This is a genomic window from Stenotrophomonas sp. ZAC14A_NAIMI4_1, assembly GCF_003086915.1.
Lineage (GTDB): Bacteria > Pseudomonadota > Gammaproteobacteria > Xanthomonadales > Xanthomonadaceae > Stenotrophomonas.
Window position 1 is genome coordinate 1,990,334 of record NZ_CP026002.1, and the last position, 24,389, is coordinate 2,014,722.

General features: G+C 64.9%; 19 protein-coding genes. 4 read left to right on the forward strand and 15 right to left on the reverse strand.

Going from position 1 to position 24,389, the window contains the following annotated elements; translation table 11 throughout:
* Positions 1-106: 106 nt before the first annotated feature.
* From C1926_RS09140 to C1926_RS09150, 3 genes are read left to right on the forward strand one after another with little or no spacing between them, the layout of a single operon-like run.
* Positions 107-1,291, forward strand: coding sequence for an MdtA/MuxA family multidrug efflux RND transporter periplasmic adaptor subunit (locus C1926_RS09140; RefSeq protein WP_108758969.1), 1,185 nt, complete (start codon positions 107-109; stop codon positions 1,289-1,291).
* Positions 1,288-4,422 carry a multidrug efflux RND transporter permease subunit gene (locus C1926_RS09145; RefSeq protein WP_108758970.1) on the forward strand — a complete coding sequence of 1,045 codons (3,135 nt, stop codon included), beginning with the start codon at positions 1,288-1,290 and terminating at the stop codon, positions 4,420-4,422. Before C1926_RS09140 ends, C1926_RS09145 begins: the two co-directional genes overlap by 4 nt.
* On the forward strand, positions 4,419-7,484 hold the full coding sequence (locus C1926_RS09150; protein WP_108758971.1) for an efflux RND transporter permease subunit: 3,066 nt from the start codon (positions 4,419-4,421) through the stop codon (positions 7,482-7,484). Before C1926_RS09145 ends, C1926_RS09150 begins: the two co-directional genes overlap by 4 nt.
* 65 nt (positions 7,485-7,549) lie before the next feature.
* Here the strand turns inward: C1926_RS09150 and C1926_RS09155 are convergent, their stop codons facing one another.
* The 9 genes from C1926_RS09155 to C1926_RS09200 form a co-directional block, all read right to left on the reverse strand.
* Positions 7,550-8,086 carry a type II TA system antitoxin MqsA family protein gene (locus C1926_RS09155; RefSeq protein WP_108758972.1) on the reverse strand — a complete coding sequence of 179 codons (537 nt, stop codon included), beginning with the start codon at positions 8,084-8,086 and terminating at the stop codon, positions 7,550-7,552.
* 528 nt (positions 8,087-8,614) lie between these two features.
* Positions 8,615-9,688: a 3-deoxy-7-phosphoheptulonate synthase gene (locus C1926_RS09165; protein WP_108758974.1), complete on the reverse strand. Its 1,074-nt coding sequence runs from the start codon at positions 9,686-9,688 to the stop codon at positions 8,615-8,617.
* Between the two features lie 251 nt (positions 9,689-9,939).
* The gene (locus C1926_RS09170) at positions 9,940-10,209 is read right to left on the reverse strand and encodes a PAAR domain-containing protein (RefSeq protein WP_108758975.1); all 270 of its coding nucleotides are present in this window, start codon (positions 10,207-10,209) and stop codon (positions 9,940-9,942) included.
* A 67-nt stretch (positions 10,210-10,276) separates the two neighbouring features.
* Complete coding sequence (locus tag C1926_RS09175; protein ID WP_108758976.1) at positions 10,277-10,612, reverse strand: hypothetical protein; 336 nt, start codon at positions 10,610-10,612, stop codon at positions 10,277-10,279.
* Positions 10,613-10,798: 186 nt separating this feature from the next.
* Positions 10,799-12,484 carry a DUF2875 family protein gene (locus C1926_RS09180; RefSeq protein ID WP_216822051.1) on the reverse strand — a complete coding sequence of 562 codons (1,686 nt, stop codon included), beginning with the start codon at positions 12,482-12,484 and terminating at the stop codon, positions 10,799-10,801.
* A gap of 2 nt (positions 12,485-12,486) precedes the next feature.
* A complete protein-coding gene (locus tag C1926_RS09185) occupies positions 12,487-14,505 on the reverse strand; it encodes a DUF3274 domain-containing protein (RefSeq protein WP_108758977.1) in 2,019 nt (672 codons plus the stop codon).
* On the reverse strand, positions 14,498-17,191 hold the full coding sequence (gene tssI, locus C1926_RS09190; RefSeq protein ID WP_108758978.1) for a type VI secretion system Vgr family protein: 2,694 nt from the start codon (positions 17,189-17,191) through the stop codon (positions 14,498-14,500). The genes C1926_RS09185 and tssI overlap by 8 nt, the downstream gene beginning before the upstream one ends.
* A 262-nt stretch (positions 17,192-17,453) precedes the next feature.
* Positions 17,454-17,711 carry a hypothetical protein gene (locus C1926_RS09195; protein WP_108758979.1) on the reverse strand — a complete coding sequence of 86 codons (258 nt, stop codon included), beginning with the start codon at positions 17,709-17,711 and terminating at the stop codon, positions 17,454-17,456.
* A 347-nt stretch (positions 17,712-18,058) separates the two neighbouring features.
* On the reverse strand, positions 18,059-18,583 hold the full coding sequence (locus tag C1926_RS09200; RefSeq protein ID WP_159095063.1) for a hypothetical protein: 525 nt from the start codon (positions 18,581-18,583) through the stop codon (positions 18,059-18,061).
* A 555-nt stretch (positions 18,584-19,138) separates the two neighbouring features.
* On the opposite strand from C1926_RS09200, the gene C1926_RS09205 reads away from it, so the two are divergent.
* Complete coding sequence (locus C1926_RS09205) at positions 19,139-19,504, forward strand: hypothetical protein (protein WP_108758981.1); 366 nt, start codon at positions 19,139-19,141, stop codon at positions 19,502-19,504.
* An 87-nt stretch (positions 19,505-19,591) separates the two neighbouring features.
* Here C1926_RS09205 and C1926_RS09210 read toward each other — a convergent pair whose 3' ends face one another.
* The 6 genes from C1926_RS09210 to groL form a co-directional block, all read right to left on the reverse strand.
* Entirely contained in the window at positions 19,592-19,939 is a 348-nt protein-coding gene (locus C1926_RS09210; RefSeq protein WP_108758982.1) for a DUF6616 family protein, read from the reverse strand.
* A gap of 95 nt (positions 19,940-20,034) precedes the next feature.
* Positions 20,035-20,778: a DNA alkylation repair protein gene (locus C1926_RS09215; RefSeq protein WP_108758983.1), complete on the reverse strand. Its 744-nt coding sequence runs from the start codon at positions 20,776-20,778 to the stop codon at positions 20,035-20,037.
* Positions 20,775-21,275: a MarR family transcriptional regulator gene (locus C1926_RS09220; RefSeq protein ID WP_108760660.1), complete on the reverse strand. Its 501-nt coding sequence runs from the start codon at positions 21,273-21,275 to the stop codon at positions 20,775-20,777. The genes C1926_RS09215 and C1926_RS09220 overlap by 4 nt, the downstream gene beginning before the upstream one ends.
* Before the next feature lie 76 nt (positions 21,276-21,351).
* Positions 21,352-22,077 (reverse strand): Fic family protein, encoded by a 726-nt coding sequence (locus C1926_RS09225; protein WP_108758984.1) that lies wholly within the window; start codon positions 22,075-22,077, stop codon positions 21,352-21,354.
* Positions 22,070-22,537, reverse strand: a complete 468-nt coding sequence (locus C1926_RS09230; RefSeq protein WP_100462233.1) for a hypothetical protein — start codon at positions 22,535-22,537, stop codon at positions 22,070-22,072. The genes C1926_RS09225 and C1926_RS09230 overlap by 8 nt, the downstream gene beginning before the upstream one ends.
* Positions 22,538-22,675: 138 nt before the next feature.
* Positions 22,676-24,325: a chaperonin GroEL gene (gene groL / locus C1926_RS09235; RefSeq protein WP_006473018.1), complete on the reverse strand. Its 1,650-nt coding sequence runs from the start codon at positions 24,323-24,325 to the stop codon at positions 22,676-22,678.
* Between the last annotated feature and the right edge of the window lie 64 nt (positions 24,326-24,389).

The window sequence follows — 24,389 nt, forward strand, 5'->3', positions numbered from 1 at the left end:
ACCGCGTCGCGGTCCCGCCAGACACTCCCCTCCCCCGTTGCCCGCTGCGCATGATGCGCGACCGGGCGTACATGTCCCTGCGCGTGCGCAGGGCGCAGGATGCCCCATGTCCGCTGTTGAGCCGTCCCGTAGCACCCCGCCCCGTTCCCGCCGCGCGTGGGTGATCGCCGTCGCCGTCATCGTCGCCGGCCTGGTGGCCTGGTGGGCGTGGCCGCGCACCGAAGCGACCGTCGCCGCAGGCCCGGGCAAGACCGTGCCGGTGCGCGTGGCCCGGGCCAGCGCCGAACCGCTGCAGCTGCGCCTGAAGGCCGTCGGCACGGTCACCCCGCTGCACAGCGTGGTGGTGCGCAGCCGCGTGGATGGCGAACTGCTGCGCCTGCACTTCCAGGAAGGCCAGCAGGTGAAAGCCGGCGACCTGCTCGCACAGATCGACCCGCGCCCGTATGAAGTGAAGCTGGCGCAGGCGCAGGGCACCCAGCAGCAGAACCTGGCGGAACTCGAGAACGCCGAACGCCAGCTGCAGCGCTACCGCGAACTGCAGAAGCAGAACTACGTATCCGGGCAGGAACTGAGCGACCAGCAGAGCAAAGTACGGCAGCTGCAGGGCCGTCGCATCAGCGACCAGGCCTCGGTGGATGAGGCAAGACTGCAGCTGCAGTACACCCGCATCACCGCGCCGGTCAGTGGCCGCGTCGGCCTGCGCCGGCTGGATGTCGGCAACCTGGTGCACGCCAGCGATACCGAAGGCCTGGTGACGTTGGCGCAGACCGCGCCGATCAGCGTGCTATTCACCGTGCCCGAACCCGAACTGCCGGCCCTGCTCGATGCCGTGCAGGCGCAGGCCGGCCTACCGGTGGAAGCCTGGGACCGCGGCGAAAGCAAGGCGCTTGCACAGGGCACGCTGTCCAGCGTCGACAACCGCATCGACACGGCGACCGGCACGCTCAAGCTGCGCGCGCAGTTCGACAACGCGGGCCTGGCCCTGTTCCCCAACCAGTTCGTCAACGTGCGCCTGCAGCTGGGCGAACATCCGGCGCTGCTGATTCCCGATGCGGCCGTGCAGTTCGGCAGCCAGGGCAACTACGTGCACATCGTCGACAAGGACAACAAGGCACAGCGCCGCACCGTGGTGCTGGGGCCGGCCGATGAGGGCCGCGTGGCCGTGCGCTCCGGCCTGCGGGCCGGCGACCAGGTGGTGATCGAAGGCATCGACGGCCTGGAAGATGGCACCGCCGTGGAAATCGTGGCCGAACCCGCTGCCACGGCGAAGGCGGCCAAGGCCGGCGCATGAACCTGTCGCGCCCGTTCATCCTGCGCCCGGTCGCCACCACCCTGCTGATGGTGGCGCTGCTGCTGTCGGGCGTGCTGGCCTACCGCCTGCTGCCGGTGGCGGCGCTGCCGCAGGTCGATTACCCGATCATCCAGATCACCACGCTGTACCCCGGTGCCAGCCCGGAACTGACCACGCGCACGATCACCGCGCCACTGGAACGCCAGCTCGGGCAGATTCCCGGCCTGAAGCAGCTGTCCTCCACCAGCTCAGGGGGTGCCTCGGTCATCACCCTGCAGTTCGGCCTGGACGTTTCGCTGGGCGTGGCCGAGCAGGACGTGCAGGCGGCGATCAACGCGGCCGGCAGCTTCCTGCCCGGCGATCTGCCGGTGCCGCCGGTGTACCGCAAGGTCAATCCGGCCGACACGCCCATCCTCACCCTGGCGGTGACCTCGCAGGCGCTTGCGCTGCCGCAGGTGCACGACCTGGTGGATACCCGCATCGCGCAGCGCCTGGCGCAGCTGCCCGGCGTCGGCCTGGTCAGCCTGGCCGGTGGCCAGCGCCCTGCAGTACGCATCCAGGTGAATCCGGCTGCACTGGCTGCCAACGGCCTGGGCATGGACCACATCCGCACCGCGATCGCGGCGGCCAACGTCAACCTGCCCAAGGGCAGTTTCGATGGCCCGATCCGCGCAGTGATGCTCGATGCCAATGACCAGATGCGCAGCGTGGAGGAGTACCGCGCCCTGGTGCTGGCCTGGCGCGAAGGCGCGCCGCTGCGGCTGGGTGATGTGGCCACCATCACCGATGGCGCCGAGAACCGCCAGCTGGCCGCCTGGAGCGGCACCACGCCGGCGGTGCTGGTGAACATCCAGCGCCAGCCCGGCGCGAACGTGATCGCCGTGGTCGAACAGGTGCGGACGCTGCTGCCGCAGCTGCAGGCCACGCTGCCGGCCGGCGTGCAGATGAACGTGCTGAGTGACCGCACCGAATCGATCCGCGCCTCCGTGCGCGGCGTGCAGAAGGAACTGGTGCTGGCCATCGGCCTGGTGGTGCTGGTCACCTGGGTGTTCCTGCGCAACCTGCCGGCCACACTCATTCCCAGCGTCGCGGTGCCGCTGTCGCTCATCGGCACCTTCGCGGTGATGCTGCTGGCCGGCTATTCGCTCAACAACCTCACGCTGATGGCGCTGACCATCGCCACCGGCTTCGTCGTGGACGATGCCATCGTGATGCTGGAGAACATCGCCCGCCATCTGGAAGAAGGCGAAAGCCCACGCGAAGCCGCGCTGAAGGGTGCGGCCGAGATCGGCTTCACCCTGGTCTCGCTGACCGTCTCGCTGATCGCCGTACTGATCCCGCTGCTGTTCATGGCCGACCTGGTGGGCGCGCTGTTCCATGAGTTCGCGGTGACATTGGCAGTGGCGATCGGGATCTCGCTGCTGGTGTCGCTCACCCTGACGCCGATGCTGTGCGCGCGGTTCCTCAAGCCGCATGCGAAGGGGTCAGAGCCCCAAGGGGATCTGACCCCGGCCCAGGGGTCGGATCCCGCCAGGGCTCCGACCCCAAAGCAGGATGTGTTCGACCGCATCATCGCCGTCTACGACCGCCAGCTGCAGTGGGTGCTGCAGCGCCAGCCGCTGATGCTGCTGGCCACCGTCGCCACGCTGGCCCTGACCGTGGCGTTGTACTTCGCCGTGCCCAAGGGCTTCTTCCCAGTGCAGGATGCCGGCCTGGTGCAGGGCATCAGCGAAGCACCGCAGGCCATCTCGTTCCAGGCCATGCGCGAGCGCCAGCAGGCGCTGGCGGCTGCCATCGAAGCGGACGAAGCGGTGGCCAGCGTGTCGTCCTACATCGGCGTGGACGGCAACAACGCCACGCTCAACACCGGCCGCCTGCTGATCGAGCTGAAGCCGCATGGCGACCGCGACGGCGCCGCCGTGGTGATGGAGCGCCTGCAGCAGCGCGTGTCGAAGATCCCCGGCATCACCCTGTACCTGCAGCCGGTGCAGGAGCTGGGCATCGAAGACCGCATCAGCCGCAACCAGTACCAGTTCACCCTGACCACGCCGGAACAGCAGACGCTGGAAACGTGGACGCCGAAGCTGCTGCAGGCCCTGCGCCAGCAGCCGGCCCTGCGCGATGTGGCCAGCGACCTGCAGATGCAGGGCCGGCAGGCACGGGTGAACATCGACCGCGATGCGGCCGCGCGCCTGGGCGTCAGCGTCGAAGCGGTGGCCGACGCACTGTACGACGCCTACGGGCAGCGGCAGATTTCCACCATCTTCACCCAGGCCAGCCAGTACCGCGTGGTGCTGGAAGCCGATCCGTCACGCCAGCCCGGGCCCGATGCCATCAGTGGCCTGCGCGTGCGCAACAGCACCGGGCAGGCCGTGCCGCTGGGCGCCGTGGCGCGGGTGGAACTGGGGCCGGCCGCGCTGCTGCGCAACCATGTCGGCCAGTTCCCGGCGGCCACGATCTCGTTCAACCTGGCACCGGGCGCATCACTGGGCGAAGCCACCGCGGCCGTGGAAGCGGCGCGCGCGCAGGTTGCGTTGCCCGACAGCATCGAACTGCGCCTGCAGGGCGCGGCGGCGGCGTTCAGCAGCTCGCTGTCGTCCACGCTGTGGCTGATCCTGGCCGCGGTGGTGGTGATGTACATCGTGCTGGGCGTGCTCTATGAAAGCTTCGTGCACCCGATCACCATCCTGTCCACGCTGCCATCGGCCACGGTGGGCGCGCTGGCGGCACTGTGGGTGAGCGGGCGCAGCCTGGACCTGATCGCCGTGATCGGCATCGTGCTGCTGATCGGCCTGGTGAAGAAGAACGCGATCATGATGATCGACTTCGCGCTGGACGCGCAGCGCACGCGTGGCATGACACCGCGCGAGGCGATCCACCAGGCGGCGCTGCTGCGCTTCCGTCCGATCCTGATGACCACGCTGGCTGCACTGTTCGGCGCGGTGCCGTTGATGCTGGCCAGTGGTTCCGGCGCGGAACTGCGGCAGCCGCTGGGTTGGGTGATGGTCGGCGGCCTGCTGGTCAGCCAGGTGCTGACCCTGTTCACCACGCCGGTCATCTACCTGGCCTTCGACCGCCTGCAGCGCCCGCGCTCGGCCACCCTTGCCACGCCTGAAGAGGCGCGCGCATGAGCCCTATCGCACGCCTGGCCCAGGCCTGCGTGCAGCGACCGGTGGCGACGATCCTGCTGGCAGTGGCGCTGGTACTGGCCGGCCTGCTGGCGCTGCTGCTGCTGCCGGTGGCACCGCTGCCGCAGGTGGATTACCCGGCCATCGAAGTGAGCGCCAGCCTGCCCGGCGCCTCGCCCGAATCGATGGCCGCCACCGTGGCCACGCCGCTGGAACGCGCCCTCGGCAGCCTGCCCGGCATCTCGCGCATCGATTCGGCCAGCACCCAGGGGCAGACCTCGGTGGAGCTGAAGTTCGTGCTCGGCCGCGACATCGACGAAGCCGCGCGCGAAGTGCAGGCGGCGATCAACCTCGCACGCGGGCAGCTGCCCAGTGGCATGCCGGGCATGCCGCAGTACCGCAAGGTGAATCCCTCGCAGGCGCCGATCCTGGCGCTGGCCATGACCTCGGACACGCTGCCGCCAGGCCAGCTGTACGATCTGGCCTCCACCGTGCTGGCGCAGAAGCTTTCGCAGGTGCCGGGCGTGGGCGAAGTGCAGGTGGGCGGCAGTGCCCTGCCGGCGGTGCGCGTATCGCTGGACCCGAATGCGCTCAACCATGCCGGTCTGGCCCTGGAAGACGTGGCCCAGGTGATCGAACGCGCCAACGCAGTGCGGCCGCTGGGTGCGGTGGGCGATGACCGCCAGCACTGGCAGCTGGAAGCACCGCTGCAGCTGCGCCAGGCCGCGCAGTACCGCGAGCTGGCAGTGAAGGTGAGCGACGACCGCACGCTGCGCCTCGGCGATGTAGCGGTGGTGGCCGACGGGGTGGAAGACCGCTATGCCAGCGGCTTCCACAACGAACGCCCGGCGGTGCTGCTGATCGTCAGCCGCCAGCCAGGCGCGAACATCATCGCCACTGTCGATGCCATCCAGGCGCAGCTGCCGCAGCTGCACGCGCTGCTGCCGTCCAACGTCGACATGCGCCTGGTCATGGACCGCTCGCTGGTCATCCGCGCCACCCTGCACGAAGCCGAGCTGACCCTGGTGCTGGCCATCGCCCTGGTGGTGCTGGTGGTGCTGGCCTTCCTGGGCCACTGGCGGGCTGCACTGGTGCCCAGCGTGGCCATTCCGGTGGTGCTGTTCGGCACGCTGGCGCTGGTCGCGTTGATGGGCTTTTCGCTCAACACGCTTTCGCTGATGGCCTTGATCGTGGCCGCCGTGCTGGTGGTGGACGATGCGATCGTGGTGCTGGAAAACATCGCGCGCCACCGCGAACTTGGCGCCGACCGCTGGCAGGCCGCGGTGCGTGGCGCGGCCGAAGTGGGTGCCACGCTGTTATCGATGAATGTCGCGCTGGCCGTGGTGTTCGTCTCCATCCTGTTCCTGGATGACTTCGTCGAGCGCCTGTTCCGCGAATTTTCGCTGACTCTGGTGGCGGCGATGAGCGTGTCGGTGGTGGTTGCACTGAGCCTGGTGCCGATGCTGTGTGCGCGCCTGTTCGTGGAAGACGTACAGCATGCCTCGCGCTGGCAGCGTGGCAGCAACGCGCTGTTCGAGCGCGTGCGTGCGGCGTACCTGCGCACGCTGCAGGCCAGCCTGCGCCACCTGCGCTGGCCGCTGCTGGTCTTCGTTGCGGTCATCGCGCTCAATGCCTGGCTGTTCCAGCAGGTGCCCAAGGGCGTGGTGCCCAAGCAGGACACTGCGCAGCTGCGCGGCTTCGCGCGCGGCGATGATGGCCTCTCATTCCAGGCCATGCAGCCGAAGATCGATGCCTACCGCACGCTGCTGCTGTCCGACCCGGCCATCGAGGACATCATCGGTTATATCGGTGGCAGCAACGGCGTCAACAACGCCTTCATCATGATCAAGATGAAGCCGCTGGCCGAGCGCAAGGTGTCCAGCCAGGAAGTGATCGACCGCCTGCGCGCGCGCCTGCCCAAGCTGCCCGGCGGCAATCTGTACCTGTGGGTGGACCAGGACATCCGCCTGGAAGGCGGCGGCAGCAGTGGCCAGTACGAGTTCCAGCTGCTGTCGGCGGACATGGCGCCGCTGCGCGAGTGGGCCCCGAAGGTGGGCGCCGCGCTGCGCGCCCTGCCCGAGCTGGTGGACGTGGAAGCGCAGGGCGAGGCCGGCATGCGCCAGGTGGTGCTGGACATCGACCGCGAGGCCGCCGCACGCCACGGCGTGGACCTGCGCACGGTGGCCAGCATGCTCAACAACTCCTTCAGCCAGCGCCAGGTCGCCACGCTCTACGACAGCCTCAACCAGTACCGCGTGGTGATGGAACTGGACCCCAGGCACACCCAGGACCCCGGCACGCTGGCGCGCCTGCAGGTGGTGGATGGCAGCGGCCAGCGCATTCCGCTGTCCACCATCGCCAGCTGGCGCTATGGCATGGCGCCGGACCGCATCTACCACAGCGAACAATTCGCCTCGATCTGGATCCAGTTCTCGCTGGCCCCGGGCGTGGGCCTGGAGCAGGCCACGCAGGCAATCGATGCCGCCATGGCGAAGCTGATGCTGCCGCGCACCGTGCAGGCCAAGCTGTCCGGTGAAGCCGGTGGCCTGGACAGCCTGCGCGCGCGCCAGCTGTGGCTGGTGCTGGGCGCCACGCTGGCGGTCTACCTGGTGCTGGGCATTCTCTACGAGAGTTTCCTGCAGCCGCTGGTGATCCTGTCCACCCTGCCCTCGGCCGGCATCGGCGCGCTGCTGGCACTGTGGGTGTTCGGCAACGAACTGAACCTGATCGCCCTGCTGGGCTTGTTCCTGCTGGTGGGCGTGGTGATGAAGAACACCATCCTGCTGGTGGATTTCGCCTTGGCCGGCGAACGCCGTGGCCTGAGCGCGCACGACGCGGTGATGGATGCGGCGCGGCTTCGCCTGCGGCCGATCCTGATGACTTCACTGGCGGCGCTGCTGGGCACGCTGCCGCTGATGCTGGCCAATGGCGAGGGCTGGGAGCTGCGGCAGCCGCTGGGCATCGCGATTGTGGGCGGGTTGCTGGTCAGCCAGTGGCTGACGTTGTACACGACGCCGGCGATGTACCTGGCGTTGGCGAGGGTGCGGAAAAAGAAGGCCATGTAGAGTCGAGCCATGCTCGACTGCGTTCTGCGTCAGTCGAGCATGGCTCGACTCTACAGAACGGCGGATCAGCGCGCTGAGCGGGCAGGCCCCCTCGGCGTGCCGGGTGTGGCCCTACGGCTTCTCGCCACACGCCGTGCAGGCTTGGTTGCAGCTTCCCGCGGCGGGTCCAGCAATGGCACCACCGTGCCCGTGCGCTCGGCAAGCCATCGCACCACGTCCGGTTTCTCCGTCGCCAGCGCGAGCAGCATCGTCGTGGCATCGTCAGGATACGTTGCTTCATTCTCGTAACGGGAAAACGCGATTGCGCCTTTTCCAAAGAGCTTGGCCGCTGCGCGCTGGGTCAAGCCATAGCGCCGCCGGAGCGCCAGCACATCTTCCCCCAGCAGCAGGCCCCCATAGTGTTCACGCCGTGCGGCAAGCCTGCTGAGGTTTTCAATCTGCTGTGCCGCACTGGTTGCCGTAGCGCCACAAGCGGGGCACTGCATCACCAGCAGCTCGACCACTACGCGTTGGCCGCGTGGATTGAAATGCCGTTCGCGCGTGGATGCCACCAGTTGCGCCTGCTGGCAGGCGGGACACATCCGAGGGGTAGCTTTGTTCATGGTGTGCTCCGCTGGAGCAAGTGACGCTCTACAGATGGCAGCTCAGAAAGCAGTTCGCAGCGTTCCGTCCTGAGCCGAGGGTAGGTGGCGCGCTGACTGATAAGCCTGAAGGGTAGAAGCGCCCAGCGGAATAGTCGTTTGCGGCGGACAGCGCCGGGCACGGTCGAGACTCGTCTGCAGCCTGCAGATTCTTCAGTGGAATCAGTGAGGTACGGTTTCGATGGATGCCTGCCAGGCGCAGGATCATCGATAGCCGGGAGCGCCCAGCCGGCGCTGATGTGGTTGCCGACGGGTCGTAGCCGTCATGGGCGGGCAATCATCCACGCGTGGCGTGGATCTACTGCGTCAGTCGAGCATGGCTCGACTACAAGAACCGGTATCTCCACCCCGGCGATGTACCTGGCGCTGTCGTACTTACGCAGCGCCAGGCGCATCGCCGGTGCGGACGGGCCGGTCTCCAACTCCGACCGACCCTGATCGCGGCCGCACCCCCGCAGGCGCTGGCCGCCATCCACACACGTGCCGCACTCAAGCGGCTTCGGACACCTTCACTTCACGGCGGGCGCGCACGGCAGCGGCCAGGCGCTCCAGCACCTGCACGGTGGTGTCCCAATCAATGCAGCCATCGGTGATGCTCTGGCCGTAGACCAGCGGCTGGCCTTCCACCAGTTCCTGGCGGCCACCGACCAGATGGCTTTCCACCATCACGCCCACGATGCGCTGTTCGCCGTCTTCCAGCTGGGTGGCGATGTCCTCGATCACTTTCGGCTGGTTTTCGGGGTTCTTGAGGCTATTGGCGTGGCTGGCATCGATCATCAGGCGCGTCGGCAGCTTGGCCTTGGCCAGTGCGTGGCAGGCCTCGCCGACGCTGGCTGCGTCGTAGTTCGGCTGCTTGCCACCGCGCAGGATCACATGGCAATCCGGGTTGCCGGTGGTCGACACGATGGCGGTGCCGCCCTGCTTGGTGACCGACAGGAAGTGATGCGGGTTCGATGCTGCGCCCACGGCATCGGCGGCAATCTTGACGTTGCCATCGGTGCCGTTCTTGAAGCCGACCGGGCAGGACAAGCCCGAAGCGAGTTCGCGATGCACCTGGCTTTCAGTGGTGCGCGCACCGATGGCGCCCCAGGCAACCAGATCGGCGATGTACTGCGGCGAGATCACATCGAGGAACTCGACGCCGGCCGGCAGGCCCAGCTTGTTGATGTCACGCAGCAGGCCGCGGGCAATGCGCAGGCCCTTGTCGATCTTGAAGCTGCCATCCAGGTCCGGGTCGTTGATCAGGCCCTTCCAGCCCACCGTGGTGCGCGGCTTTTCGAAGTACACGCGCATGACGATTTCCAGTTCGCCGGCCAGCGCATCGCGCAGGGGCTTCAGGCGCTGGGCGTATTCGATGGCCGCGTGCGGGTCGTGGATCGAGCACGGGCCCACCACCACCGCCAGGCGGTCGTCACGGCCATGCAGGATCTCGTGCAGGGCCGCGCGCGAGGCGCTGACGGTGTCGGAGGCTTCATCGTCGCACGGCAGCATCGCCAGCAGCTGGGCGGGCGGTGTCAGCGGTTCGATGGTGCGGATACGCAGGTCGTCGGTGTGCGGGGGCATTGCGGGGGTTCTCCGGAACGTTGGGGGTCCCCAGCGTGGCGACATGAAAAAAGCCGCCAGGTTCGCTGGCGGCTTTCGGGAATGCGTCTGAAGGTTTCTTCAGGGTGAACGCAGTCCTTCCTCCGCCTGGGGCTTCGGAAAGTAATACCAATAAAAGTTGGCGTGGACGGCGTTCATGGGGTGTATTGATAGCACAGCTTTTGCGCAGTGCAAAATGTTTCATTGGCAACTGCGGGAGCTGTTCAGGCAGTTCAGTTCGCGCCGATGCGCAGTGCTGCCGCAGCGATGGCGTGGCAGCCGCAGGCAAGGCGATGCCCTTCCAGCACGATGGGCTTGCCTCCCATGAAGCGCGCCGGGTCGCCTTCAACAAATGGGAAGGTGCCCCCATGCAACGGGCAGGTGGCTTGATCCCCCACCACAGCGATGGGATGGCCATTGACCTTGTGCGTGCCGTCGCACTGACAGTCCACCACTTCGCCACCGCTGCTGGTGGCGTCACCCAGACAGACAGGCGATTTCATTTCAGGTCAACGCGCGTAGGGTGCTGCGCCGGCCCAGACCCGCTGGAGTCTGGGTACATCATCGGGCTCAAGCTTCCACCAGGAAGATCAGCGTGAATATGCCGATCAGAGACCACGGGCCAAGAATCAGAACCAGCTGAAGCGTGAACCAGAATGACCTCCTGCCACGTTGCCACGGCTTCTGTTTGATGGCGTACAGCCACATCAGGATGGTGGACGCTATCGTCCCCACGCCGACCACCCACATGACAACGCCAGCAACGGCGAGCGCCTCCATTCCACTAATCCTGAGCGAGCGGAACCCGAACAGCGCCGCGTACACGGTACAAAGGAAAACTCCGGACATGAACAACCCAAACCGGTACCAAGCGGATACGTCACTGCGGGATTCTGCTTCTTTCATGGCATTCGATTCTTGATTTCTGATGTGGCAATGGACTGATACAGATCGCAGCGATGCCGAGCAGCAAACGGGCTACGTCCAAGTAAACGGCTGAGCACAAGGCGCTTGGAGCTGCAGGGAGACCACGCGCACGCGCTTCGGGCTCGACGAGCACCGCTTAAGGCAGCTTTGAAACCTCCACGTTGGTCAGCTGCCCCCACCTGGCACCCGCCACATGAAGGGATCGGCCGTTCGATGCTGGGCATCGTTACGCGCCTTTTCCCCGTGACTGGGCGGCCGCACCATCTGGATCGTCGCGCTGCCATCGGCACCGGCATAGACCACGGCACTCACGCCGCCCTGGTGGTAGCTGGCAATGGCGCCCAGGCCGATCTGCACCACAGGGCTGGTAATGCCCACGTTGCCGATGCGGCGGCCGATGTCGTAACCCTCGTCCACGTTGTTCAATTCCAGGCCATGCCCATCTGTGTTCAAGGAATGCAGGGCCGCATTCAAGGCAATACCCAGTGCGGTACCGTCGTGGCTGTCGTGGAAAACACGCACGGGGGCATGACCTTCGGGCAACGTTGCCAGCGCCTGTTTCCAGCCCTCGGCCAGCGCCTGGGCCTGCAGGGCGGGCTTCAGCGGCTTGCCCTCGGCATCGTGCAGCATCACCTTGATCGGCCGATGCAGATGCCCCAGTTGCGGCATCTGGTCGAATTCGTCGATCTGGTGCTGCGGCCAGCGCACTGGCAGCCAGGGCGTCTGCGTGAACTTGCCGGGACCGACGTTGTTGGTGTGCTTCCAGAGTTCGGGGAGGGTTGCCTGCCACTCTTCGGTGGGGAGCGTGCCGGGGAACCAGGGATCCTGCACGCCACGTGCACGTTGCCGGGCCTCGTACTCCTCCCCGACGCGCCGCTCGGCCTCGAAGTAATGGAACCACAGCTTGCTCAGATCAAATCGCGTGTCCTGGTTGTTCTCGCGATAGGTGGGCGCATAGGGGCGCAGATAGCGGTCCACCCGATCACTGCGGGCCAGTGTGATCACGGCGGTGGTGTCGATGATGGAGGGGACGTAGCGGCCCTCTGAGATGAGAGGCTTATCCTGCGGACTGTAGCGGTCACGCATGACCTCTCCATCGCGGACAGCCAGGACGACTGCAGGCGGTTCAGGGTTTTCATCGAAGAAGTTATAGATCTTCTCGATCGTTGGTTGCGCACGCGTGGTATTGGCATCCTGTTGCCACAGAAACAACGTAACGCCAAGCGAGCCACCAAATCGACCTGCGTCAATCAGCCCAGCCGCGCGCATGAACTCAAACTTCCCGACATTCGGCGGTTCCACAGCAAAGCTGGGGATCGGCCAGTAAGCAACCGCATCGCTGACCGCGTACTTGAACGCTGCACCCATTCTTATCTCAGCGCTGTCTCGTCGCCATTGTTCCGAGTCCGTGTAGTCGAGCGGATCCTGCGAGTAGATAGACGCAAAGTCATCATGCTTTTCTAGAATCTTTGACCACGCTTCGGACTGAAAGCGTTCGCCAGGCGTAATTCCGAGCCCGCGGATCTCCAGCGACCACGTTGGATCATCTCGATCAACCACGTCTAGTCCAGCGACCGGCACTGTGCCCGGCAGCGCCTCCAGCGATGATCTGTTGGTCGCTGCATTGAACGCCCAATGCCCGCCAAACGCCAATGCCACCAAGGCGCTGAGAGCTGCCCCACCCATGAGAACTGCCTTAGCCATATACCCCATCTCCTTCGTGGTCATCGCAGCACCTGTGTCATCTGTGAGCGCCAAAGCCAACAACAATGCCCCCCATGAAATGCTCAGCAGGCACGCAGACCAGACGTAAGGTTTCGCGCTTGGCCGCGCATCCTGGAAATGCAACATGCTCAGCCGCCTCCCGGAATATGGCCATCGATCAGGGAGGGCAGCTTCTTAATATCTACCAAGGAGGCAGGAGGGAACTCACCTGTCAGGTAGTACTTGCCCGAAGCCTTCACCAGATCTCGAACTCTCGGATCGAGCTCTGCCCACTTCGAATTCTTCTGCAATTTCTCCATTTCTTTGTCCGTCATCCGCCAATCCGCCATCAACGTCAGCAGCTCCCGCCACTGCGGATCGTCCAGGCTGTGCCCTTGCCCGATCGCCACATCCATTGCGGTCACCCAGCGATGGTTCTCCGGATCACGCAGCACGCCAGAGTGGTAGCTGTTCTCGTCCAGCACCTCGTCGGAGCGACTCATCCACTCGCGTATCTCGTTGGGTGTCATCTCGCGCTCTTTGCCTTTGAGCCAACCGGCTGCACGGATTTCGCTGGTCTGGTCGTCTTCTTCCTTATCCTTGTTGTACTTCTCCAACGCAGCCTCTGGGCTGAGCCGCATGTACTCCCTCGGCAAAGGAATGCCCGGAAATTTTGCACCGGCCTTACCCAGCGCCGCATGCACACTGACAACGTCTGGCCGGTCCATGCCGGGCGTGGTGGGCGTCCCCTTCACTGCTTCCCCACCGAACATCTGGGGTGCGTGTGGCGGCACCAGCGCTTCGGCGTTGATGAGCACCTGGCTGTCTTCAGCGATGGCCACCGTCATGGCTGCCGCCACGCCCCATTTGACTACTCCACCGAGGCTTTCTATGGCGGTCGTGTCGCCAACGTAGCGAACCTCGCCTTCAGCTCTCAACGCAAGGTGTGCGGGCGCATCGCCGACCATCACGGGTTTACCATCGCGATGGCGCTTGGTCCACATACGTTGCTTGAAGCCGATTTTCGCCAGTCGGGTCATGCCGGGGCGGCCGCCATCGACAAGATCAGGCACGCCCAGCGTGCCGATACCCGATACATCGGCCAGCCCTACCGTGGTGTCATCGGGACTGAAGTACAGGTAAACCTTGCCTCGGTTGTCGCGCTCGGGGAATACGACCATTGCACCGTCCTTGCCCAGTCGCTGGCCTTGCCCCGCGTTCCAGCGAGCGCCTGCACGCCCATATGACTTGGCTTGACCGGCCGCCAGGTCATCCAATGAAGGCAACGCATAGGGTGTCTTGGTCATCCGCTCGACAATGCGCTGCAACGTGCGCAGTGTGTCTCCCCCGGCCGGCGTCTTCTCGGCAATGAGCGAATAGGGGCTGGCCACCATGATCGCGCAATCGGCGCAACGCGCGCCGCGGTCGATCAGCAAGGCCTGCGACAGCAAGGTGATCAGCGTGCCTTGGCTGTGGCCCATGATGGTGATGGTTTCGGACGGGTAGATGCTGCGTATCGTGGTAACCAGCGCTGCCAACCGCTCGGCAGCCAGCACGAAGTAACGCCGATGCGGGCAGGCGCCCATGAACTTGGTGCGGTCCAGGTGCGGATTGGCGAAATGCCGCTTGAATGCATCGAAACCCTCGCCATACATCTCCGGCAGGTTGTTGGTGGCATTGACAAAGAACCCGCCCGGCTTACCGAAGTGGCGATCGAGACGATTGCCACTCTTGTCCTGGTACTGGGTGCGCACCTTGGCGGGATCACCGTTCTCATCCCGCAGGATCTCGTTCTTTGCCGCGCGGTAGCCCCAGTAGAACGGGATCAGCACGCTCTTGGCGTGTGCGTCATTTCGCTTGTAGAGATTGGTGTCTGGGTCATCAAGGATCTCAGTATGCTCCTTGCTCCGCGTCCTGCGATCCTTGCTCTTCGCCTCCCAGAACCGTTCGCCATACCGCCCCGGCTTCAGATCCTGCCGGTCCAGCCGCTCATTCAGCCCTTGGCACAGTCCAGTCTCCACCGAGGCATAAGATGCACCCGGGTCATTCACCCCATGCAGAAAGATCACCACGCCCGGCCGTGCCCGCGGGATGGCCACGTTCTTCGGCTGGGTAGCATTGGGCAGCAAGCGGGTGGCGAGGTTGTCCGTTACGATGCGCTCAGCCATCGGTTTCTCCTTGGGCATCTTCGATCTTCTGTCGCGCCTGTATCTGCACGCGCTGCATGCCATCACGCTGCACGGCTTCGCCCAGCCCTTCGGCGTCGGCGGTGCCCTGCACGGTATCTCCATCGTCAAGCGACAGCGTGTGCTGCACGCCTGCGGCAACGGCCTGCAGATCGCCTTCGTAGTGGAAGCGCAGCTGCCGGCTGGCCGGGTCACGTGCAAATGCCGTCGTGTCTGCGCTTTCGGTCTTCGCGCCCAACCAGTCATGGCGCGCGGCATGCACCACGGCGGCTCCGTCGGTGCCCAGCTCGATGCCGCCGCCAAGCGTGAGATAGCTGCCATCGTCGGCCACCAGACGGATACGGGGCGCGGAGATCACCACCTCGCCCTCGCCCGCCGCCAGCAGCAGGTTGCTTTCCGCCCTCGCCTGCAGGTCGGCCTGCTGCGCCTGCAGAACCACGTTGCCGTGGTTGGCGATCACCTGTAGGTGCTCATCCTGCGCGTAGAGGGAAAGCCCACGCCCCGCCATCAGCCGGGTGTGGCCGCCGCTGCTGCTCTGTACATCGTCGGTTGCCACCACATCATGGTTGCGGCCGGCGTACTGCAGTTGGGATGCCGGCGTGGCGCTGACCAGCCCCCCTTCCGCCGCCACGGCCACCAGCGGTGCCCCTTCCCCTGGCGCGTTCGCATCGGGCCATTCGCGCAGGGCGCGCACAAGCTCCGCCATGCCTTCGTCCTCGCAGGCTGAGGCACCACGCGCGGCGGCCGCCTCACCCAGGCCCCGGAAGAGCTGGGTGCAGTCGTCCAGGAGTGCCAGCAGTTCCTGCCGGTCCAACTGCTCGCCCGACGCCATCTGGCGCGCGTAGGTGCTGAGTAGGAGACCGTGCGCGGCGCGCAGGGCCAGTGCAGCATCGGTCCGCAGTTCGGCGCCCTCGCCGCGCGGCTGGGCGTGGCCGTCCCTGCGAGGCGTGCTCAAGTGGCCCAGGTTGAGTTCGCTCGCGAATGGACTGGCGGCCAGGCGCGTACGGACTTCACCTGAAGTGTTGTCCATCAACAGCTCGCCGTAGCCTTCGCCGCCATGCTCGCGCGACTGCATGCCTGCCAGCGCGCGGTTGCCGGGCAGGCCATGCTGGCCACTGAACCTTGGCAGTGCCTGGCGTCCGTTATGCAGCGCGCCCACCACCACGGGGCGATCAATATCCCCGTGCAGGAAGGCGACCAGCACTTCCTGGCCGACGCGTGGCAGAAACTGATACCCGAAGCCATCCCCAGCCCCAGGCCAGGACACACGCACCCAGGTCGAGGAGCGCTCGCTGGCCTCCGGCGTATCGGACGGGTGCTGGTCAGACTCCTGCCAGTGGAAACGGATGCGGATGCGCCCGAGTTCATCGGTATGGACCTCCTCGCCCGCGGGGCCGACCACGGTGGCGGTCTGCATGCCATGGACGGTGGGGCGGTCGAACAGACCGGCATAACGGGGTACCAGCGGTACGCCGGCGGCCACGGCGGTGAACCGCAGATGGTCGCCGTATCCGGCGGCCAGATCTTCGCCGGCGATGGCCTCATCAACCGCAGGCGAACACAGCGCCGCCTCCAGCAGGTTGTTACGCAGTTCGATGTGCGTGGACGTAGTGATGAAGGCGGAAGGCTGCCGTGCCGTGTCCGCACTGGCGGATGGATCTTCGAGCACGAAGCTGCTGGCGATGGGAAGGTCGCTGGGCGGCCCCTCGCCATGGAACGTGGCGGCTTTCATCTCTTCAGCCTGCATGCGAAGGCGGGCGTACGCGCCCAGCTCGCGGTCGTGGTCGGCGTAGTACGGTGCAAGTGCCTGGTAATCGCTCAGGGAGCGGCCGGCCTGATGGCTCCCACTGCCCTGCTCCACAACGGTTTCATCCCGGCCACGCAGCGCGCAGGCGGGGCGATAGTCGTGGCTGGCCAGTGCGACGCTGTGCGTGGTGAGCTGGCTGACCCGTTGCCACTGGCTGATCCACTGCTGGCGGCCCGTTGCTGCAGCGCCCGCCGCAAGGAGCTGCAGCGACCGGGGCGGCTCGCCTGGCAGGCTACCGGCAGCGGTCAGGACCATGTGATGGCCACCGCTGTCGTCGCCGCCATCGAACCTGAAGAAGTACGTGATGCCCTCTTCGGCGAGCAAGCGGTCGATGAAATGCTGGTCACTTTCGTTGAACTGCACGCAGTAGGACCGGGGGCTATAGTGCCGGTCGAGTAAAGTTCGGTAGGAGAAACAGGCCCCGATGACGGGATTTCGGGCCATATGCTCGTCAAGAATGGCAGCGATGATCTCTGGCACGGTCCGGTCCTGGAACACCCGGCAGGTACGGCGGCGATCGAGCATTGACAGGGCCGACTCCACCGTCAGCTCGACCGTCGAATAATGCCCGCTGCCGCAGCCCGCAACGATGCCTGACACCACGCCACACAGCCAGCGCCGCTGCTGGCCACCGGTGTCGATGCCGAGCGCCACGATGCGTCCTTTCAGCGCATCGGTGTCAGCGGCGGCATCGTTGCCCCGGCAAAGGACATCCAGCCGGAAAGGTTCATTCAATGCGTCGCGGTAGCGGAGCGCATGCGGCCAGAGGGCAGGTGCCGGGGCCCTCCCAGGCCAGCGGATATCGATCCGGCGGCTTCGGGAATCCACAGGCACGGGCCCGGCCAGCAGGCGTCCTTTCATGCATCACGTCCTTGGGAATGCGTCAATCAGCAGGGCCACACTCTGCCCGGCAGCGCACTACGAATGGTTGCATTCTTGAGGGACGTGGCCGGTTGCGACTCGACCAAGGTCAGAAGCGATTCTGAATGTCGTAATTGGACCGAAACTGTCTACGTGTCCATTGGCTACACACGCCAAGACTCCTGCAAATTCAGGTCGGACATGGCCATTTGCGACACAGCGGGCGCGAGTGCACTTGTCCGCAACAGACAGGAAGCGATGCCTATCGACTATGGACTTCCACATCCAGCAGCAGGCCTTCATGGATGTCCACCCAGCGCTCCACCACGCGGTCCAGTTGCTTCTGGGCCTCGCCCAGCTGCTCGGGGTTGAGCAGTGCGCGGGCGGTGTAGAGATCGGAGACGAGCTGGCGCAGGGTCGATTCCAGGATGGCCACCGACGGCCCTTCCAGCCCCGGCAACTGCAGCGCCGGGCTGTCGCCAAGAGTTCCGTACAGCGTGACCTGGAGCTTGCTCTGCATGATCGACTTCCCTGCGGGTGGACATGGGCAGCTCTCATGTTTACCGCGTATTGGTGACAGGCGCATGTGCCCTGGCCTGCTCAGCCTCATTCGGCAGTGGCCAGTGTGAAAGCTGTACGGTGGCAGCCGTGTAAGGAACCGACGATGACGCCTTCCCCCCAACTTCTGGAAGGTTCGTTGCGGCTCCCCTGAGGCGCCGGTATAGTGAGCGCCGACTACGCAGACAGCAGAAAATTTGTCGGCGGAGCTGCGAAGTCCCGCAAGGGACATATGAAGGGAAATTGTTGGCGCCGGGGCTGTTCGCTTGAGTGCGGAAGCCTGCCAATGAGGCCGTCCTTCCTACGTAGTCACTTCAGCATCTTTCGTTTCTTGGCCTCGGTCACGTGATAGCACGTCACCGGGGCCAAGTATCTTCTGGATCCAGAAACACGGATTTCCAGTACCGCCGTCGCGTAGTACGGCGTACCCCCGATGTATAGCTTCTGGTGCGTGTTGAGCATGAAGGACTGCTGCTCGCTTCGCCGTGGTGCAGCGTCGGAACCGCCCGGCGGATTGCATCTCATGAGGCTACGCGGACTGTATGCTTTGGCCAGAAGCTCTTCGATCTCGGAACGCATCAGGCCGTCTTTCTGCCTACGGGCATCCAGAACGTGCCGTATTTCACCGGGACCAAGCATGACCGCGTAGCAGTTCAACCGTAACCAGCCGTTCTCGTCACAGACTCGATCGACGTCATCGCACTGTTTGGGCGTGAGGAGGTACGCAAACGCGGGAGCATGCGCATCCTCTGCACCACTGGAAGTCTGCCCGTCGACGAATCGAACAAGCTCGCGAATGCAATCTGCGAGTGCATATTCCTGGATGACTGACATGATGCTCGCCCTCCATGCGAGCTTCGACTTCCCGCCAACGTGGGCAGCCAGAAATTGTCCCAGAACACTTGAATTCATTCGCCGGGAAGAAGCGTCATTCCGGAGGACGCATCATTTGCGCGTTCATTGATCGTGTCGGGAATGACCTGCATGGAGGAACGCTACGTGACGCATCTATTCCTTCTCACGTGCGAAGTTCAACCGCAGAAAAATACGGGTGAAACAGCGGATTTCATGGCCTCCGGCGTATGCAATACTGCGCCGCGTTTTCATGGCTGTCGCGGATGCCCTTGGTGCTGCGCGCAGGCATGTGCACTAGATGGATTGCCACCGAAAACGGGTGGCCGGGTCTGGAAGCCCGTGCAACAGAAGAAACGTTTGCCAGCCGGCGCCGCGTGTTGCGGCGCCGGCTGGCATATCGTCCGCGTTCCATGGCGGGCGGTGCGTGGGGACCCAAGGGTCCACCGGTTTACTTCTGTTTCCCGGCTTCCAGACACGTACCGTCCGCCACCTATTCCGGTGGCGCTGCCGTCTTTTCTGTACGGAGCACATGCCATGAATGCAAAGCACGTCCCTTTTCCGGGGCGCAACCACGACGATTCGACCAGCACCAACGCCGACGACGCCGCGCTTGATCCCCACAGTTTCATCGCAAGCCTGCAACGCATCGGCGCGGGTGCCGGCAGCGATGGCCATCCCTGGCCCGAGCCCAATCTGGCGATCGGCCGGCGCATCCAGTTGTCCGATGGCGATTGCGCGCTTGCCGGGCTGCGTATCGTGCATGAGGTGCTGCTGGCCGCCGAGCGCAGCCGCCAGAATGGCGGGCCGGAACATGATGTCGGCCCGCGCGTGATGGAAGGCCTGATGATGGCCTGCCTGGAACTGGGCACGCATGCGGCCGAGCGGGTGCGGCCGCGGTAGTCAGGCACTGGCGGAGTACGGGAGAGCCGCCGGGCATGGCCCGGCGCTATCGGGTGGCGTGGGGCTTCATCCACACATGGCGTGGATCTACTGCGGTGCGCAGGTCGCCAGATCGTGCAGGTGCTGCGGCATTTCGTCCACGGCGCCGACCGTGTTGGTAGTGGTGAAGTACTGATGCCAGCCTGTGGCGCTGATGCCGGCGACCAGTGCGTCGGCGTCGGCGCGGCTGGCGCACTGCCAGACGGCGTAGAACTGCTCGGTGCTGCCATGCGGCACATCACGGGCGACGCGGCCCATTGCCAACGGCGTGATGCGCGCTGCGTCGAACTGCTGCATGCCGGCGCCGATGCGGGCGAAGAAGGCGCTGCGTTGCTCGGGCGCGAGTGCAGCCCAGGCGTGAGTTGCGGTGTAGTGTTCGATGAGGATGTGGGGCATTGGGGCCTTCCTTGGGGTGGTGGGTTTGCCGGGTAGAGTCGAGCTTGCTCGACGGCCCTTCGCGCGTGATCTACAGCAGTCGAGCAAGCTCGACTCTACGGCGTGCTGAGAGAGCGTTGGGCGCGCTTGCGGATGTACGCGTTTGCTGCGCTGCTGTGTTCGCGCTGCCAGCGCGCGCAGAGCTCGCGCACCCATTCCGGCTGGGTCTTGCTGGCATCGTTGAGCCAGTTGCCCGCCGAGTCCTGCACGTAGCGCTCGGGGTCGTTGGCCAGGGCTTCCAGCAGCGGCAGTGCGTGTTGCGGTTGTTGCTTGAAGAGGGCGATGTGGCTGGCCCAGACGCCGCGCGGGCGCAGTGCTTCGCAGGCGAAGCGGCGCAGGTAGGGCGAGGCTTCATGCGCCCACGGCAGCAGCAGTTGCAGCGCCTGCAGTGGTGCCGCCACGAGATCGGTACGCACCGCCAGCCACGCCCATTCGCGTACGCCGAAGTGCGCGTCATCGGCCAGTGGCTGTATCGCCTGCAGCTTTTCGCTGAGAGCCAACGTGGCATCACTGCCGATGAGGTAGCAGGCCCAACCGCGCACGGTGTCCGAGGGATGCGACTGCCAGCGCGCGGGGTCACCCTGCCCTGCTTCGCGCAGCAGTGTTGCCGCCAGCGCCATGCGTTGGGTGATGCCCTTGCTGGCGGCATCACGCATGCGCTGCACGGCGGCGTCTGGCAGCGCCGCAACCGTGTGCAGCAAGGTTGCGAAATCCACGGCAAGACACTCGGCCAGATGGGTGCTGGCCGCCTCGCCTAAATTCAGTTCGTGCTTGCGCGCGGCGCTGATGACAGCGCTCATGGCGTGGACTCGCGCCCACTGTCGGTGTGCAGCCAGACCTTGCCCAGCAGCTGCGAAAGCTGCGCCTGTTCGGTGGCATCCAGCCCGTTGAACAGCCCGCCGATCCACTGCGTGTGCTGGTTGAACAGCTCTTCGGCCAGGCGTCTGCCGCGTGCGGTCAGCACGATCTGCAGGCGGCGGCCGTCTTCGGCATCGTGCCTGCGCTGCAGCAGGCCCTCACGCTGCAGGCCGTCCAGCAGGCCGCTGATGGTGGCGCGGGTGACGCCTGCGCGTTCGGCCAGCTCGTGCGGCGGCAGCGTGCCGCCCGCGCCATGCAGCAGGAACAGCACGATGAAACGGCCTTCGCTGAGGCCGTGCGGGGCAAGCCGGGTGGCGCAGTCGCGGTCGATGGCGGTGGACAGGGAAAGCAGCTGGAAACATAGACGGAGCTGCGCCAGGTTGGCGTGGCCGCGGCGGCCGGCTTCTTCCATGAGTGCGTTGTGTTTTGCTTCCAGCATCACATTCATAGCAATGATTAGGCGCCTAAGTATATTGGAATGAGCATATCAATCAAGCCTGTGCTCGTTCACTCCACTAGGGAATCGGGTAGTTGCGCGCCTGCTCGAATGCCTCGTAGTCCGCCTCAACCTGCGGATCCTGATACGAAGCGGCCAGGTCGGCGCCCGCGTTCTCACCGTCGAGCCCGCGCAGTTCCATGATGCTGCGGTTCCAGACATGTCTGCCAGCGACTGGGCCGAGATAGGGTGCGAGATAGGCATCGAGATGGCCTTGGCCAGGCTGTTCGATTTCCTCAGTCAATGCAGCCAGGTAGGCGTTCTTGCTTGTCCGCGTCCAGTCTACGGATATGCCCGCACGGTGACAGAGTTCGGAGTGGACAACCAGCATCGTGCGGCCATTCCCATCAAGAAATGGATGCCCATACGCGAAGATCCCCATGATCTCACCCGGGCATTCGCGCATCCTCTTCGTGTCATTTGCAAGCCGAAGCGCATACGCGACCGCCCGCCGGCACTCGGAAGGATGGCAGAAATGGACATCACCCTTGCTGACATGCTTTCCCGGCACAAGTATCTGCCGATCCTGACCCGCCCACGGGTAGAGTCCCTCGAACAGGATCCGATGGACCTCCAGGAAAGCGTCATAGTCCACCTCCTCAACCTGCTCGAGAAAGGCAAGTGCGGCCGGCAGTTGCGCGCGGAACAGTTGATGTTCCGCAATCTTGATCAGATCGGGATCCTTCTCACCTTCGTGATTCCGCAGATAGCCTGCAGATGCGAAATCACCGAAGGGATCAAACATCCTTGAGCCTGCGATGATGCTCCATCACCAGCTTGACCATTTCGCGCGCTGGCAGCTTGCCATGGCGCGTCAATGCCACCAGTAGATCATCCGTCTCATCGCTGGCGACGCTATCGCCGGCCAGCGACGTCACCGCCGTCGCCCAGGCGTCCATGTAGCCAACCGTATGAACAACCCCCTCCTGCTTGGCGCGCATCCGCGCCCAACGGGTAACGCCGGTCAGTGGCGGTCGCTTCGAAGGGTGAAGCCCTGCCAAAAGCGTGTGGCGTCCCAATCTCGCAATCGCAGCGGGCCGCGCGTAGATACCGCGCTGGATGCGCTCCAGTTGTCGTGATTCCACCAGCGCCTTCAGTGCCGCCCCGACCTGGCGGCGCCCACCCAGACCATCAAATTCCGAGCGAAGGAATGCCTCCGCTTTCCGGGGCCTGATCTTCCGAAGAATCTGACCTTTGATGTCCATGTAAGCATGCTAACACAGCGAAGGTAAATTCATTTATATCAAGCAGTTGGAAGATTTCATGGCAGGCATCGCGATCCGCGCCCATAAAAAAACCCCGCCTTCCGGCGGGGTTTTTCATTACGTCGGGAACGCGTGGACTTAGAAGTCCATGCCGCCCATGCCACCCATGCCGCCCATGCCACCCGCGCCACCCATGGCCGGCTCGTCCTTCTTCGGAGCTTCGGCAACCATGGCTTCGGTGGTGATCATCAGGCCAGCGATCGAGGCAGCGTTCTGCAGCGCCGAACGGGTCACCTTGGTCGGGTCCAGGATGCCGAACTGCAGCATGTCGCCGAACTCGCCGGTGGCGGCGTTGTAGCCGAAGCTGCCGGTGCCTTCCTTGACCTTGTTGATGATGACCGACGGCTCTTCGCCGGCGTTGGCCACGATTTCGCGCAGCGGGGCTTCCATCGCACGCAGGGCGATCTGGATGCCGTGGTTCTGGTCTTCGTTGGCGCCCTTCAGGCCAGCCAGCGAGGTGACCGCACGGACCAGGGCAACGCCGCCGCCCGGGACCACGCCTTCTTCAACGGCTGCACGGGTAGCGTGCAGGGCGTCGTCGACGCGATCCTTCTTTTCCTTCATTTCGATTTCGGTCGAAGCGCCGACCTTGATCACGGCAACGCCGCCGGCCAGCTTGGCAACGCGTTCCTGCAGCTTCTCGCGGTCGTAATCCGAGGAGGTGTCCTGGATCTGGGTCTTGATCTGGCCGACGCGAGCGTCGACGGCAGCCTTGTCACCCACGCCATCGATGATGGTGGTGTTTTCCTTGGAAACCTGCACCTTCTTGGCGCGGCCCAGGTCCTTGATGGTGGCCTTTTCCAGCGACAGGCCAACTTCTTCGGAGATCACGGTGCCGCCGGTCAGCACGGCCATGTCTTCCAGCATCGCCTTGCGACGGTCGCCGAAGCCCGGAGCCTTGACGGCCACGACCTTGACGATGCCACGGATGGTGTTGACCACCAGGGTAGCCAGCGCTTCGCCTTCGACTTCTTCGGCAACGATCAGCAGCGGCTTGCCGGCCTTGGCGACGCCTTCCAGCACCGGCAGCAGGTCACGGACGTTGGAGATCTTCTTGTCGTGCAGCAGGATGAACGGGTCATCCAGGTCAGCGGTCTGCGACTGCTGGTTGTTGATGAAGTACGGGGACAGGTAGCCGCGGTCGAACTGCATGCCCTTGACCACGTCCAGCTCGTTGTCCAGGCCCGAGCCTTCTTCAACGGTGATCACGCCTTCCTTGCCGACTTCCTTCATCGCGTCAGCGATGATCTGGCCGATCGACTCGTCCGAGTTGGCCGAGATGGTACCGACCTGGGCGATCGCCTTGTCGTCGGCGGTCGGCTTGGAGATGTTCTTCAGCTCGGCAACGGCGGCCACGACGGCCTTGTCGATACCACGCTTGAGGTCCATCGGGTTCATGCCGGCGGCCACAGCCTTGGCGCCTTCGCGGATCAGGGCCTGGGCCAGCACGGTGGCGGTGGTGGTGCCGTCGCCAGCGTCGTCGTTGGTGCGCGAAGCAACTTCCTTCACCATCTGCGCGCCCATGTTCTCGAACTTGTCAGCCAGTTCGATTTCCTTGGCGACGGAGACGCCGTCCTTGGTGATGGTCGGAGCGCCGAAGCTCTTTTCCAGCACGACGTTGCGGCCCTTCGGGCCCAGGGTGGCCTTGACGGCATTGGCGAGAACGTTGACGCCGCGCACCATGCGCGAACGGGCGTCTTCACCGAAACGAATATCCTTGGCAGCCATTGCGATTACCTCGATGTTTGCGCCGGGCCAGGCCCGGCGACGAAAAGGGATGTCTTACAGGAAA

What these genes read in the sequence shown, in the direction of transcription:
- C1926_RS09215 (WP_108758983.1), bottom strand. Translation starts at nt 20,778, where the DNA reads ATGAGCGCTGTCATCAGCGCCGCGCGCAAGCACGAACTGAATTTAGGC.
- C1926_RS09170 (WP_108758975.1), bottom strand. Translation starts at nt 10,209, where the DNA reads ATGAAATCGCCTGTCTGTCTGGGTGACGCCACCAGCAGCGGTGGCGAA.
- C1926_RS09195 (WP_108758979.1), bottom strand. Translation starts at nt 17,711, where the DNA reads ATGCAGAGCAAGCTCCAGGTCACGCTGTACGGAACTCTTGGCGACAGC.
- C1926_RS09185 (WP_108758977.1), bottom strand. Translation starts at nt 14,505, where the DNA reads ATGGCTGAGCGCATCGTAACGGACAACCTCGCCACCCGCTTGCTGCCC.
- C1926_RS09210 (WP_108758982.1), bottom strand. Translation starts at nt 19,939, where the DNA reads ATGCCCCACATCCTCATCGAACACTACACCGCAACTCACGCCTGGGCT.
- C1926_RS09200 (WP_159095063.1), bottom strand. Translation starts at nt 18,583, where the DNA reads ATGTCAGTCATCCAGGAATATGCACTCGCAGATTGCATTCGCGAGCTT.
- C1926_RS09155 (WP_108758972.1), bottom strand. Translation starts at nt 8,086, where the DNA reads ATGAACAAAGCTACCCCTCGGATGTGTCCCGCCTGCCAGCAGGCGCAA.
- C1926_RS09150 (WP_108758971.1), top strand. Translation starts at nt 4,419, where the DNA reads ATGAGCCCTATCGCACGCCTGGCCCAGGCCTGCGTGCAGCGACCGGTG.
- C1926_RS09180 (WP_216822051.1), bottom strand. Translation starts at nt 12,484, where the DNA reads ATGTTGCATTTCCAGGATGCGCGGCCAAGCGCGAAACCTTACGTCTGG.
- C1926_RS09225 (WP_108758984.1), bottom strand. Translation starts at nt 22,077, where the DNA reads ATGTTTGATCCCTTCGGTGATTTCGCATCTGCAGGCTATCTGCGGAAT.
- C1926_RS09205 (WP_108758981.1), top strand. Translation starts at nt 19,139, where the DNA reads ATGAATGCAAAGCACGTCCCTTTTCCGGGGCGCAACCACGACGATTCG.
- C1926_RS09230 (WP_100462233.1), bottom strand. Translation starts at nt 22,537, where the DNA reads ATGGACATCAAAGGTCAGATTCTTCGGAAGATCAGGCCCCGGAAAGCG.
- C1926_RS09140 (WP_108758969.1), top strand. Translation starts at nt 107, where the DNA reads ATGTCCGCTGTTGAGCCGTCCCGTAGCACCCCGCCCCGTTCCCGCCGC.
- groL (WP_006473018.1), bottom strand. Translation starts at nt 24,325, where the DNA reads ATGGCTGCCAAGGATATTCGTTTCGGTGAAGACGCCCGTTCGCGCATG.
- tssI (WP_108758978.1), bottom strand. Translation starts at nt 17,191, where the DNA reads ATGAAAGGACGCCTGCTGGCCGGGCCCGTGCCTGTGGATTCCCGAAGC.
- C1926_RS09165 (WP_108758974.1), bottom strand. Translation starts at nt 9,688, where the DNA reads ATGCCCCCGCACACCGACGACCTGCGTATCCGCACCATCGAACCGCTG.
- C1926_RS09220 (WP_108760660.1), bottom strand. Translation starts at nt 21,275, where the DNA reads ATGCTGGAAGCAAAACACAACGCACTCATGGAAGAAGCCGGCCGCCGC.
- C1926_RS09175 (WP_108758976.1), bottom strand. Translation starts at nt 10,612, where the DNA reads ATGAAAGAAGCAGAATCCCGCAGTGACGTATCCGCTTGGTACCGGTTT.
- C1926_RS09145 (WP_108758970.1), top strand. Translation starts at nt 1,288, where the DNA reads ATGAACCTGTCGCGCCCGTTCATCCTGCGCCCGGTCGCCACCACCCTG.